Source organism: Klebsiella sp. WP3-W18-ESBL-02 (assembly GCF_014168815.1).
In the GTDB taxonomy this organism is placed as follows: Bacteria; Pseudomonadota; Gammaproteobacteria; order Enterobacterales; family Enterobacteriaceae; genus Kluyvera; species Kluyvera ascorbata_B.
Genome location: NZ_AP021972.1, coordinates 3517102 through 3529975, shown reverse-complemented (window position 1 = coordinate 3529975; position 12874 = coordinate 3517102). Strand labels below are relative to the sequence as shown.

The 12874-nt window shown below is 54.4% G+C and carries 11 protein-coding genes; 10 read left to right on the top strand and 1 reads right to left on the bottom strand.

Going from position 1 to position 12874, the window contains the following annotated elements; all coding sequences use genetic code 11:
* The first annotated feature begins 131 nt into the window (after positions 1–131).
* Positions 132–1298 (top strand): ADP-forming succinate--CoA ligase subunit beta, encoded by a 1167-nt coding sequence (gene sucC, locus H7R56_RS16875; RefSeq protein WP_003022927.1) that lies wholly within the window; start codon positions 132–134, stop codon positions 1296–1298.
* Entirely contained in the window at positions 1298–2167 is an 870-nt protein-coding gene (sucD, locus tag H7R56_RS16870) for a succinate--CoA ligase subunit alpha (RefSeq protein WP_006809578.1), read from the top strand. The genes sucC and sucD overlap by 1 nt, the downstream gene beginning before the upstream one ends.
* Before the next feature lie 98 nt (positions 2168–2265).
* On the opposite strand, the gene H7R56_RS16865 is transcribed toward sucD, so the two are convergent.
* On the bottom strand, positions 2266–2982 hold the full coding sequence (locus tag H7R56_RS16865; RefSeq protein WP_106924641.1) for a GntR family transcriptional regulator: 717 nt from the start codon (positions 2980–2982) through the stop codon (positions 2266–2268).
* 183 nt (positions 2983–3165) lie between these two features.
* Between H7R56_RS16865 and mngA the strand changes: the two genes are divergently transcribed.
* The 8 genes from mngA (at position 3166) to tolQ (ending at position 12871) form a co-directional block, all read left to right on the top strand.
* Complete coding sequence (gene mngA, locus H7R56_RS16860) at positions 3166–5082, top strand: PTS 2-O-a-mannosyl-D-glycerate transporter subunit IIABC (protein WP_106924640.1); 1917 nt, start codon at positions 3166–3168, stop codon at positions 5080–5082.
* Between the two features lie 24 nt (positions 5083–5106).
* Positions 5107–7740 carry a mannosylglycerate hydrolase gene (gene mngB / locus H7R56_RS16855; RefSeq protein ID WP_106924639.1) on the top strand — a complete coding sequence of 878 codons (2634 nt, stop codon included), beginning with the start codon at positions 5107–5109 and terminating at the stop codon, positions 7738–7740.
* Positions 7741–8475: 735 nt separating this feature from the next.
* Positions 8476–10044 (top strand): cytochrome ubiquinol oxidase subunit I, encoded by a 1569-nt coding sequence (cydA, locus tag H7R56_RS16850; RefSeq protein WP_106924638.1) that lies wholly within the window; start codon positions 8476–8478, stop codon positions 10042–10044.
* A 15-nt stretch (positions 10045–10059) separates the two neighbouring features.
* A complete protein-coding gene (gene cydB, locus H7R56_RS16845) occupies positions 10060–11199 on the top strand; it encodes a cytochrome d ubiquinol oxidase subunit II (RefSeq protein ID WP_182928312.1) in 1140 nt (379 codons plus the stop codon).
* Positions 11200–11213: 14 nt separating this feature from the next.
* On the top strand, positions 11214–11327 hold the full coding sequence (gene cydX, locus H7R56_RS16840; RefSeq protein WP_006177208.1) for a cytochrome bd-I oxidase subunit CydX: 114 nt from the start codon (positions 11214–11216) through the stop codon (positions 11325–11327).
* Positions 11327–11623: a cyd operon protein YbgE gene (ybgE, locus tag H7R56_RS16835; RefSeq protein ID WP_106924636.1), complete on the top strand. Its 297-nt coding sequence runs from the start codon at positions 11327–11329 to the stop codon at positions 11621–11623. The genes cydX and ybgE overlap by 1 nt, the downstream gene beginning before the upstream one ends.
* Before the next feature lie 145 nt (positions 11624–11768).
* Positions 11769–12173, top strand: coding sequence for a tol-pal system-associated acyl-CoA thioesterase (gene ybgC / locus H7R56_RS16830; protein ID WP_035892730.1), 405 nt, complete (start codon positions 11769–11771; stop codon positions 12171–12173).
* Positions 12170–12871 (top strand): Tol-Pal system protein TolQ, encoded by a 702-nt coding sequence (gene tolQ / locus H7R56_RS16825; protein WP_074398837.1) that lies wholly within the window; start codon positions 12170–12172, stop codon positions 12869–12871. Before ybgC ends, tolQ begins: the two co-directional genes overlap by 4 nt.
* Positions 12872–12874 lie beyond the last annotated feature (3 nt).

The following is a 12874-nucleotide window of genomic DNA, read 5'->3' as shown; positions in this document are numbered from 1 at the left end:
CCTGCCCTGTAGGCCGGATAAGGCGTTTACGCCGCCATCCGGCGTTGATGCGATGCCTGATGGCGACGCTCGCGCGTCTTATCAGGCCTACAGGTTTAAGATAATGATTACCTGAAGGATGGATAGAACACATGAACTTACATGAATATCAGGCAAAACAACTCTTTGCCCGCTATGGCTTACCGGCTCCGGTGGGTTATGCCTGTACTACTCCGCGCGAAGCAGAAGAAGCCGCTTCAAAAATCGGCGCTGGCCCGTGGGTAGTGAAATGTCAGGTTCACGCTGGTGGCCGCGGTAAAGCGGGCGGTGTGAAGGTTGTTAACTCGAAAGAAGACATCCGCGCTTTCGCTGAACATTGGCTGGGCAAACGTCTGGTGACTTACCAGACGGACGCACACGGCCAGCCGGTTAACCAGATCCTGGTTGAAGCGGCTACCGACATCGGTAAAGAGCTGTACCTGGGCGCGGTCGTCGATCGTAGCTCCCGTCGCGTGGTCTTTATGGCCTCTACCGAAGGCGGCGTGGAAATCGAAAAAGTGGCGGAAGAAACCCCGCACCTGATCCACAAAGTGGCGCTCGATCCGCTGGCTGGCCCGATGCCTTACCAGGGTCGCGAACTGGCGTTCAAACTGGGTCTGGAAGGTAAACAGGTTCAGCAGTTCACCAAGATCTTCATGGGTCTGGCGACTATCTTCCTGGAGCGCGACCTGGCGCTGATCGAAATCAACCCGCTGGTTGTCACCAAACAGGGTGACCTGATCTGCCTCGACGGCAAGCTGGGCGCTGATGGCAACGCGCTGTTCCGCCAGGCCGATCTGCGTGAAATGCGCGATCAGTCGCAGGAAGATCCGCGTGAAGCGCAGGCTGCACAGTGGGAACTGAACTACGTTGCGCTCGACGGCAACATCGGTTGCATGGTTAACGGTGCGGGCCTGGCAATGGGCACCATGGACATCGTTAAGCTGCACGGCGGCGAACCGGCTAACTTCCTCGACGTTGGCGGCGGCGCAACCAAAGAGCGCGTGACCGAAGCGTTCAAAATCATCCTCTCTGATGACAATGTTAAAGCCGTTCTGGTTAACATCTTCGGCGGTATCGTACGTTGCGACCTGATCGCTGACGGTATCATCGGCGCGGTAGCTGAAGTGGGCGTTAACGTCCCGGTTGTCGTCCGTCTGGAAGGCAACAACGCCGAACTCGGCGCGAAAAAACTGGCTGATAGCGGCCTGAATATTATTGCAGCGAAAAGTCTGACGGATGCAGCTCAGCAGGTTGTTGCCGCAGTGGAGGGGAAATAATGTCAGTTTTAATTAATAAAGATACCAAGGTTATCTGTCAGGGCTTTACCGGTAGCCAGGGGACTTTCCACTCCGAACAGGCGATTGCTTACGGTACGCAGATGGTTGGCGGCGTAACGCCAGGCAAAGGCGGCACCACGCACTTGGGCCTGCCGGTGTTCAACACCGTGCGTGAAGCGGTAGAAGCGACGGGCGCGACCGCTACCGTTATCTACGTTCCGGCACCGTTCTGCAAAGACTCCATTCTGGAAGCGATCGATGCAGGCATCAAACTGATCATCACCATCACCGAAGGCATCCCTACGCTGGATATGCTGACCGTGAAGGTGAAGCTGGATGAAGCGGGCGTGCGTATGATTGGCCCGAACTGCCCAGGCGTTATCACCCCGGGCGAATGTAAAATCGGTATCATGCCGGGCCACATTCACAAGCCGGGTAAAGTGGGCATCGTTTCCCGTTCCGGTACGCTGACTTATGAAGCGGTTAAGCAGACCACCGACTACGGTTTCGGCCAGTCCACCTGTGTGGGCATCGGTGGTGACCCGATCCCGGGTTCTAACTTTATCGATATCCTGAAACTGTTCCAGGAAGATCCGCAGACTGAAGCGATCGTTATGATCGGTGAGATCGGCGGTAGCGCAGAAGAAGAAGCCGCTGCGTACATTAAAGATCACGTGACCAAGCCGGTTGTCGGTTACATCGCGGGCGTCACCGCGCCGAAAGGCAAGCGTATGGGCCACGCTGGCGCCATCATCGCAGGCGGTAAAGGTACGGCAGACGAGAAATTCGCTGCGCTGGAAGCCGCGGGCGTGAAAACCGTTCGTAGCCTGGCCGATATCGGCGAAGCGCTGAAATCAATTATCAAGTAATCCTCTCTGCTCCCTACGCGAATTCCTGACGCATACAGGAAGTAGGGAGCCTTATATGTCTGGTTTCGACATGGTTGGCCGCCCCTGGGCGGCCTTTTTTAATGGCGCCGTCTGGCGACCAGCGTAAATTTATAGTCGTCGCTCTTAAAGGTATTGCGGCTATATTCAAAGATTCGCCCATCCTGCAAAAAGCCGCGCGATACTTTTTCCAGCACCGGTTTGCCCGGCATAATTCCCAGCATAGCCACCGTTTCTTCGTTGGGGATCACTGGGATAAGTTCCTGTTCGCTACGATCGATAACCATTTTTTTGATCGCTTCAATAAAGTGATATTTAGAATTCTCCATCACTTCCCAGGTCAGGTCGGGGAAAAGGGCGAGTGGCATCCACGTTTCTTCAAGGGTGACCGCCTTTTGCTTGATAAACCGCACGCGCTTAACGTGCCAGACCTTATCGTCGGCGGCCAGCTGCAGCTGCTCGGCCAATGCTTCACCGGCCGCGATGACTTCAAACACTTTCACTTCGCTGTGGGTTTCGATGTGTCGGTCGGCGAGCTTCTCGTAAAAGCTGGTGAGCTGGTAGATATCGTAGTTGACGCGCTCTTCTTTTACATAGGAGCCGCTTCCCTGAATGCTTTCAATAATTTCCTGCTCGGTAAGCAGCTTGAGCGCCTGTCTGACGGTCACACGGCTGACCTGAAAAGCTGCCTGTAACGCTGATTCGGTTGGCAACGCGTCGCCCGGTTTTAGCTCACCGCGCGTAATTTGCCCCCGCAGTGCGTCGGCAATCTGGCGATACATCGGTTTTTTACTCATCGCTTTTCGCTTTTGTATGAATTGGTTAAGACCTTTTTAGCTGATTATGCCGACATCTCAATAATAGTAAACAATACAAATTAAATACAAATTATTGGCTATTAGTGAAATTGATCACTTAAATGTATTATTTTGTCTGCCACAATCGCCGCACAACATAACGACAATCCTCTGAGGATCATCATGAACCTGACGACCCTGTCTCACCCTCGTGCTGTCTGTTTACAGGCATGTTTTACCGATCGCGATGACGCGATTCGCCAGCTGGCACAGCGGCTGGCTGAACTGGGCAACATTACCGATATCGATGCCTATCTGGCGGAAGTGTTTCACCGGGAATCGCAGGGGCCAACGGCACTTGGCGAAGGTCTGGCGGTGCCGCACGGCAAAACGGCGGCGGTAAAAGAGGCGGCATTTGCGGTCGCCACGCTGAGCAAACCGCTGGCATGGGACGGGGTAGATGGCCCTGAACCGGTCGAGCTGATTTTTCTGCTGGCCATCCCGCCAGCGCAAGCGGGATCCACCCATATTCAGATCCTGACGGAACTCACCACCCGGCTCGCCGATGACGACGTGCGGCGCCGCGTGATGGCTGCCGACAGCGCCGAAGCGCTGCTGGCAGCGCTGGCGGCTCAGCCAGAGAAGGCGGCGATTGAACTGGACGCCGAGGCGCCCACCATCGTCTGCGTGACCGCTTGCCCGGCGGGCATTGCGCACACCTATATGGCGGCAGAGTATCTGGAGAAAGCCGGGCGGCGCATGGGCGTCAATGTGGTGGTGGAAAAGCAGGGAGCCAACGGTATTGAAGGCCGCCTCACCGCGCAACAGCTCAACGATGCCCGGGCCTGTATTTTCGCGGCAGAAGTGGCCATTAAGGAGAGCGAGCGCTTTCGCGGTCTGCCGTCTCTTTCCGTTCCGGTTGCGGAACCGCTGCGCCACGCCGAGGCGCTGATTGAACGCGCGTTGGCGCTGGAGCCCCTGAAAGGGGAGAGGCACGCCCAGCCGCAGTTGGAGCAGAAAAAAAGCGTGAAAACCGAGCTCAAACAGGCATTGCTGAGCGGCATTTCATTTGCTGTTCCGCTGATTGTCGCCGGTGGGACCGTGCTGGCGGTGGCGGTACTGCTGGCGCAGATTTTTGGCCTGCAGCACCTTTTTGATTTGGAGAACTCCTGGCTGTGGATGTACCGCAAGCTGGGTGGTGGCATGTTGGGAACGCTGATGGTGCCCGTGCTGGCTGCCTATACGGCTTACTCGTTGGCCGATAAACCGGCGCTGGCACCCGGCTTTGCCGCCGGGCTGGCGGCCAATATGATTGGCGCCGGTTTTCTGGGCGCCGTCGCCGGGGGGCTGATCGCGGGTTACCTGATGCGCTGGGTCAAAAACCATATCCGCCTGAGCGCGCGTTTTAACGGTTTTCTGACGTTCTACCTTTATCCGGTTATCGGCACGCTGGCGGCGGGCAGCCTGATGCTGTTCGTGATTGGTGAACCCGTGGCATGGATTAACAATAGCCTCACCGCGTGGCTGAACGGGTTATCCGGTGCCAATGCTCTGCTGCTGGGCATGATCCTCGGTTTTATGTGCTCGTTCGATCTCGGTGGTCCAGTAAACAAAGCGGCTTATGCCTTCTGCCTGGGGGCTATGGCCAACGGCGTATATGGACCGTACGCCATTTTTGCTTCAGTCAAAATGGTTTCGGCCTTCAGCGTGACGGCGTCCACCCTGCTGGCACCGCATCTGTTTAAACAGTTTGAGATCGAAACCGGTAAATCGACCTGGCTGCTCGGTCTGGCCGGAATTACCGAAGGGGCGATTCCGATGGCTATTGAAGATCCGCTACGCGTGATTGGTTCTTTTGTCCTGGGGTCGATGGCGACCGGCGCGATTGTCGGCGCGATGGGGATCGGTCTTTCCACGCCGGGCGCGGGGATTTTCTCTCTCTTTTTACTTCAGCATGCCGGAATCGGCGCTTTTACTGCGGCGGCGGGCTGGTTTGGCGCCGCGCTGGTTGGGACGTTTATCTCGACCATGGTGCTGTTGCTCTGGCGTCGTCAGGCGGTAAAGCAGGGAAAATACACCACCGATAGCGTGATGCCGTAAGCACTTACTTAACAGGAAACGAAGATGAAAGCAGTATCTCGCGTTCACATTACGCCACATATGCACTGGGACCGTGAATGGTATTTCACTACCGAAGAGTCACGTATTTTACTCATCAACAATATGGAAGAGATCCTCTCCCGCCTTGAACAGGACGCTGATTACAAGTACTACGTGCTGGACGGGCAAACGGCCATACTTGAAGACTACTTCGCCGTGAAGCCGGAAAATCGCGAACGCGTGAAATCGCTGGTACAGGCCGGTAAATTGATCATTGGACCCTGGTATACGCAAACCGACACCACCCTTGTCTCTGGTGAATCTATCGTGCGTAATCTGATGTACGGCATTCGTGACTGTATGGCGTTTGGCGAACCGATGAAGATTGGCTACCTTCCGGATTCGTTCGGTATGTCCGGGCAGCTACCGCATATTTATAACGGCTTTGGTCTGACCCGCGCGCTCTTCTGGCGCGGCTGCTCTGAGCGCCATGGCACCGATAAAACGGAGTTTTTATGGCAAAGCCGGGACGGAAGTGAAGTGGTCACCCAGGTACTGCCGTTGGGCTACGCGATTGGTAAGTACTTACCGGAGGACGAAGCCGGGCTGCGTAAACGGCTTGATGGTTACTTTGATGTGCTGGAAAAAGCCTCGGTCACTCAAGAGATCCTGCTGCCTAACGGCCACGACCAGATGCCACTGCAACAAAATATCTTCGCCGTGATGGAGAAGCTGCGCGATATTTATCCGCAGCGGCAGTTTGTCATGAGTCGTTTTGAAGATGTCTTTGAGCGCATTGAAGCGCACCGCGACGTGTTGGCGACCCTACAGGGCGAGTTTATCGACGGCAAATACATGCGCGTTCACCGGACTATTGGCTCTACGCGTATGGATATCAAAATCGCCCATGCGCGCATTGAGAATAAAATCGTCAATATTCTGGAACCGCTAGCCACGCTGGCCTGGAGCCTGGGCTTTGAATATCACCATGGCCTGCTCGAGAAAATGTGGAAAGAAATTTTAAAAAACCACGCCCATGACAGCATTGGCTGCTGCTGTAGCGACAAAGTCCATCAGGAGATTGTCTCGCGTTTTGTACTGGCCGAAGACATGGCGGATAACCTGATTCGTTTTTATATGCGCAAGATTGCCGACAACATGGCGCACAGCGCAGAAGATAAACTGGTGATGTTTAACCTGATGCCGTGGCCGCGCGAAGAGACGATCAACACCACGATTCGCCTGCGGGCCAGCCAGTTCCGCCTGGTTGACGGCAAAGGTCATGACATTCCCTATTTTATTCGCCAGGCGAGGGAGATCGATCCCGGGCTTATTGACCGGCAAATTGTGCACTACGGGAATTACGAGCCCTTTATGGAGTTTGATATTCAGCTTCACCAAATCCTGCCGTCGATGGGCTACCGCACGCTGTACGTTGAGCCGCACGTCGCGGGAAGCCTGGTGAAGCCTTCACCCGCGGCGACATCGCTGCTGGAAAACGCCTTCTGGCAAATTGAGATGAATAGCGACGGAACGCTACGACTGCGTGATAAAGACAGCGGAATCGTTTATGACCGGGTGCTGGAAATCGAAGACGGCGGTGACGATGGTGATGAATATGACTATTCGCCTCCGCGAGAGGAGTGGGTGCTGACGAGCGTGCAAACGCCTTTTGACTACGAGGTCATCCACGAGGCCTGGCAAAGTCGGGTGATTATTCGTTATCAGATGGCGGTGCCAGCAAATCTTAACGCGCGTGCGGCGCGCCAGCGTAACGGTGAGCTTGGCATCGAAGTGGAGGTGACCCTCAGCCACAATAGTCGGCGTATTGACGTGGAGGTCAGGCTGGATAATCAGGCTGACGATCACCGCGTTCGGGTGCTGATTCCGACGCCTTTTCACACGCGGGAAGTGCTGGCCGATACGCAGTTTGGCTCAATAATGCGCCCGGTTCGCGATGAGGCAATGGCTTACTGGCAAGAAGAGGGGTGGAAGGAAGCGCCGATCCCGGTATGGAATTTACTCAACTATGCCGCTCTTCAGGAAGGGCGTAACGGGCTAGCCGTTTTTAGCGAGGGGCTACGCGAGTTTGAAGTACTCGGCGAGGAGAAAAAAACCTTCGCCCTGACGCTGCTTCGTGGCGTAGGGGTATTGGGTAAAGAAGATCTGCTTCTACGCCCTGGTCGTCCCTCGGGAATTAAACTGCCGGTGCCTGATTCGCAGATGCGTGGCCCGCTTCATGGGCGGTTTAGCCTGTTCAGCTATAGCGGGACGCCGCTGAATATCGGCCTGGCTCAGCAGGCAAGATCCTGGCTGACCCCCATTCAGTGCTATAACAAAATTCCGTGGGATGCGATGAAGCTGAATAAAAGCGGGGCGATTGTGCCCGAAAGCTACAGTCTGCTCAGCATGTCGCCGGTAGGCTGCCAGCTCAGTGCGCTAAAAAAGGCCGAGGATCGCGATGAGATTATTTTACGTTTGTTCAATCCGTCCGACAGCCAGTGTAGTGAGGCCGCTGTGTCATTCAGCCAAGGCGTGGCGGCGTGCCGGGAAACGGGAATGGATGAAATCCCGTACCCGGATCAGGATGCCACAAAGGTCATCGCCGGCATCTTCCATCCATGTCAGTCGCGTACTTTTAGCGTTAAGCCTGGCTGATGGTCTGGAGGGTAACGTCAGCGAGCCTGCTGGCGTTGCCCGCTTGCCTGTTTTTTGTTCGATTGATGAGTAAGGGCTCAGACGTTTATACCCGGCTGGCATCCGTTCAGAAGGGATGAATGTTGCATTAATAATTTATTTGGTTAAAAACTTGTTAATTGTCATTCGGACAGATGTCAGCAGTGGAAAAAAATGACGGAAGGTCTACTTTAATCTATACGGGCATTATTGGCCTGTTCCCGGCATGCCTCGTTAAATTTAATTACCACACCATTCAATCTCACTTCATTTGATAACTATCAATGCCAGAATAAAAACACATCATTAACATTCTGTTCATCATGACGTTCAATTAAAAACATAATTAACAATATTGCGTGAAGTTGATTTAAATCAATATGTAATCACTGGATATAAGGTGTCAAAACGGATAAATTGTCGTGGATCAAATTGGCCTAAAACAGTGTGATTCGCTATAAATTGATCACCGTCGAAAAACGTAAAACTTCTCCAATAAAAACCTGTTTATTGTAAGGGTTTTACAGCGTAATATATTTTAGGGATCAATTGAGTTTTTTATTAACAGGTTTGTAACTTTCACTTATTGCTGTTTCCTGTTGACGACAAGGGGCTGCTGTAGGGAAGGGGACAAATAAATTTGTATTGGGGCATGTGTTTGAATCCCGGGTAACGGGTTCAATCTCGGAGTCTTCATGCGATGAGCAAGGAGTCATGATGTTAGATATAGTCGAACTGTCGCGCTTACAGTTTGCCTTGACCGCGATGTACCACTTCCTGTTTGTTCCGCTGACGCTGGGTATGGCGTTCCTGCTGGCAATCATGGAAACGGTCTACGTCCTTTCCGGCAAACAGATTTATAAAGATATGACCAAGTTCTGGGGCAAGTTGTTTGGTATCAACTTTGCGCTGGGTGTGGCTACCGGTCTGACCATGGAGTTCCAGTTCGGGACTAACTGGTCCTACTACTCCCACTACGTGGGCGATATCTTCGGTGCGCCGCTGGCCATCGAGGGTCTGATGGCCTTCTTCCTCGAATCTACCTTTGTAGGTCTGTTCTTCTTCGGTTGGGATCGTCTGGGTAAAGTCCAGCATATGGCGGTCACCTGGCTGGTGGCGCTTGGCTCCAACCTCTCCGCGCTGTGGATTCTGGTGGCGAACGGTTGGATGCAGAACCCGATTGCTTCCGATTTCAACTTTGAAACCATGCGTATGGAAATGGTCAGCTTCTCTGAGCTGGTCCTGAACCCGGTTGCGCAGGTGAAATTCGTTCACACCGTCGCTTCCGGCTACGTGACCGGCGCGATGTTCATTCTGGCCATCAGCTCCTGGTATATGCTCAAAGGTCGCGACTTCGCGTTTGCCAAGCGCTCCTTTGCGATTGCCGCTAGCTTCGGTATGGCGGCAATTCTTTCCGTTATCGTACTGGGCGATGAATCCGGTTACGAAATGGGTGACGTGCAGAAAACCAAACTGGCCGCTATTGAGGCCGAATGGGAAACGCAGCCGGCGCCGGCCGCCTTTACTCTGTTTGGTATTCCGGATCAGGATGCTCAGGAAAACCGCTTCTCGATTCAAATTCCTTACGCGCTGGGCATCATCGCCACCCGTTCCGTTGATAAACAGGTGACGGGCCTGAAAGATCTGATGGTGCAGCACGAAGAGCGTATCCGTAACGGTATGAAAGCCTACTCTCTGCTGGAGCAGCTGCGCGCGGGCGCGACCGATCCGGCGGTACGTGCGCAGTTCAATGACGTGAAGAAAGATCTGGGCTATGGCCTGCTGCTGAAACGCTATACGCCGAACGTGGCTGATGCGACTGAAGAGCAGATCCAGAAAGCGACCAAAGACTCTATTCCGCGCGTTGCGCCGCTGTACTTCGCCTTCCGTATCATGGTGGCGTGCGGTGTGCTGATGCTGCTGATTATCGGCGCCTCCTTCTGGACTGTTATTCGTAACCGTATCGGTGAGAAAAAATGGCTGCTGCGCGCTGCGTTCTATGGCCTGCCGCTGCCGTGGATTGCCGTTGAGGCGGGCTGGTTTGTCGCTGAGTATGGCCGCCAACCGTGGGCTATCGGTGAGGTGCTGCCAACGGCGGTCGCCAACTCGTCGCTGACGGCGGGTGACCTGATCTTCTCCATGGTGCTGATCTGCGGTCTGTACACGCTGTTCCTGGTGGCTGAACTGTTCCTGATGTTCAAATTTGCCCGCAAAGGACCAAGCAGCCTGAAAACCGGTCGCTATCACTTTGAACAGTCCTCCGCGACTATTCAGCCGGCACGCTAAGACAGGAGTCGTCAAATGATCGATTATGAAGTATTGCGTTTTATCTGGTGGCTGCTGATCGGCATTCTGCTGATCGGTTTTGCGGTCGCCGACGGCTTCGACATGGGGGTGGGCATGCTCACCCGCTTCCTCGGTCGCAATGACACCGAGCGTCGAATTATGATTAACGCCATCGCCCCGCACTGGGACGGTAACCAGGTATGGCTCATCACCGCCGGCGGCGCGCTGTTTGCTGCCTGGCCGACGGTCTACGCGGCAGCCTTCTCTGGCTTCTACGTGGCGATGATTCTGGTTCTGGCATCATTATTCTTCCGCCCGGTGGGTTTCGACTACCGTTCGAAGATTGAAGATAGCCGCTGGCGTAACATGTGGGACTGGGGCATCTTCGTGGGCAGCTTTGTGCCGCCGCTGGTGATCGGCGTGGCGTTTGGTAACCTGCTGCAGGGCGTCCCGTTCCATATCGATGAGTACCTGCGTCTTTACTACGCCGGCAATTTCTTCCAGCTGCTGAATCCGTTTGGCCTGCTGGCGGGCGTGGTGAGCGTGGCGATGATCCTGACCCAAGGGGCAACCTACCTGCAGATGCGTACCGTGGGCGAGCTGCACCTGCGCACGCGCTCCGTTTCGATGGTGGCTGCGCTGGTGACGCTGGTTTGCTTCGCACTGGCAGGCGTTTGGGTCTACTACGGTATCGACGGCTACGTGGTGAAATCCGTTCTGGATCACACCGGTCCGTCCAACCCGCTGACCAAAGAAGTGGCGCGTGAAGCCGGTGCGTGGATGGTGAACTTCAACAACATGCCGGCGCTGTGGGCGATTCCTGCTCTGGGCGTGGTGCTGCCGCTGCTGACTATCCTGTGCACGAAAGCGGATAAAGGCGCGTGGGCGTTCCTGTTCTCCTCACTGACGCTGGCCTGCATCATTCTGACCGCTGGTATCGCCATGTTCCCGTTCATTATGCCGTCCAGCACGATGATGAATGCGAGCCTGACCATGTGGGATGCAACGTCCAGCCAGCTGACGCTGAACCTGATGACCTATGTCGCGATTGTCTTCGTACCGATTATTCTGGCCTACACCACCTGGTGTTACTGGAAAATGTTCGGTCGCATCACCAAAGAAGACATCGAACGTAACACCCACTCTCTGTACTAAGTAAGGAGCTGAATATGTGGTATTTCGCATGGATTTTGGGAACGCTTCTTGCCTGTGCATTCGGCGTGATCACCGCGCTGGCGCTTGAGCACGTTGAAGCGTCCAAAGCGGGTGAAGAAAAACATTGATGAAAAATGTTATCGCAATGTTGTATGCGATAATGGACAAGCGCCCCCTGCGGGCGCTTTCCCTTGTGATGGCCCTGCTGCTGGCAGGCTGCATCTTCTGGGACCCGTCGCGCTTTGCGGCGAAGACCAGCGAACTGGAAATCTGGCACGGTTTTCTGCTGATGTGGTCGGTGTGCGCGGGCGTGATTCACGGCGTGGGCTTCCGCCTGCGGTCGATTCACTGGCAGGGGATTTTTTGTCCGCTTATCGCCGAACTGGTGCTGTTTGCCGGGCTGATTTTCTTCTTTTCCCGCTGAAAATTTTCATCTGAAAACGATGGGCTTGCTTAAGCCCATAAAAATTTACTCTCCGTTTACTTCCCCCCATTCCAAAGCATCATTCCCGCGCGTATAGTAGCGAAGTTCAAAAACCCAAAATTTTTTTGCATTACTGGGACGTAAAGTGAATACAACGCTGTTTCGATGGCCGGTTCGTGTCTACTATGAAGATACCGATGCCGGTGGTGTGGTTTATCACGCCAGCTATGTCGCTTTCTATGAAAGAGCGCGCACAGAGATGCTGCGTCACCATCACTTCAGCCAGCAGGTACTGTTGGCTGAGCGCGTGGCCTTTGTCGTGCGTAAAATGACGCTGGAGTATTTTGCGGCTGCCCGACTCGACGATATGCTCGAAGTCCAGACAGAAATTACATCAATGCGCGGTACCTCAATGGTGTTCACGCAGCGAATAGTCAACGCTGAGAATAAGGTTCTGAACGAAGCAGAAGTCCTGATTGTCTGTGTTGATCCACTCATCATGAAGCCTCGTGCGCTTCCCAAGTCTATTGTCGCGGAGTTTAAGCAGTGACTGACATGAACATCCTTGATTTGTTCCTGAAGGCTAGCCTTCTGGTTAAACTTATCATGTTGATTTTGATTGGTTTTTCAATCGCCTCCTGGGCCATCATCATCCAGAGAACGCGCATCCTTAACGCGGCAAGCCGTGAGGCCGAAGCGTTTGAAGATAAATTCTGGTCCGGCATCGAACTGTCTCGTCTGTATCAGGAGAGCCAGGGGCGTCGTGAAAACCTCGCGGGATCGGAACAGATCTTCTACAGCGGCTTTAAAGAGTTTGCGCGTCTGCATCGTGCCAACAGCCATGCGCCGGAAGCCATCGTGGAAGGGGCATCGCGTGCGATGCGTATTTCGATGAACCGCGAGCTGGAAACGCTGGAAACGCACATTCCGTTCCTGGGCACCGTGGGGTCCATCAGTCCGTATATCGGTCTGTTCGGTACCGTATGGGGGATCATGCACGCCTTTATCGCGCTGGGCGCGGTAAAACAGGCTACGCTGCAGATGGTTGCGCCGGGGATCGCCGAAGCGCTGATCGCTACCGCTATCGGTCTGTTCGCCGCGATTCCTGCGGTTATGGCGTATAACCGTCTGAACCAGCGTGTGAATAAACTGGAGCTGAACTACGACAACTTTATGGAAGAGTTCACCGCGATTCTGCACCGTCAGGCTTTTACCGCCAGCACCGCCAGCGAGAGCAACAAGGGGTAAGCC

Coding starts and splice junctions, on each gene's coding strand:
- sucC (WP_003022927.1), top strand. CDS start 132: ATGAACTTACATGAATATCAGGCAAAACAACTCTTTGCCCGCTATGGC.
- sucD (WP_006809578.1), top strand. CDS start 1,298: ATGTCAGTTTTAATTAATAAAGATACCAAGGTTATCTGTCAGGGCTTT.
- H7R56_RS16865 (WP_106924641.1), bottom strand. CDS start 2,982: ATGAGTAAAAAACCGATGTATCGCCAGATTGCCGACGCACTGCGGGGG.
- mngA (WP_106924640.1), top strand. CDS start 3,166: ATGAACCTGACGACCCTGTCTCACCCTCGTGCTGTCTGTTTACAGGCA.
- mngB (WP_106924639.1), top strand. CDS start 5,107: ATGAAAGCAGTATCTCGCGTTCACATTACGCCACATATGCACTGGGAC.
- cydA (WP_106924638.1), top strand. CDS start 8,476: ATGTTAGATATAGTCGAACTGTCGCGCTTACAGTTTGCCTTGACCGCG.
- cydB (WP_182928312.1), top strand. CDS start 10,060: ATGATCGATTATGAAGTATTGCGTTTTATCTGGTGGCTGCTGATCGGC.
- cydX (WP_006177208.1), top strand. CDS start 11,214: ATGTGGTATTTCGCATGGATTTTGGGAACGCTTCTTGCCTGTGCATTC.
- ybgE (WP_106924636.1), top strand. CDS start 11,327: ATGAAAAATGTTATCGCAATGTTGTATGCGATAATGGACAAGCGCCCC.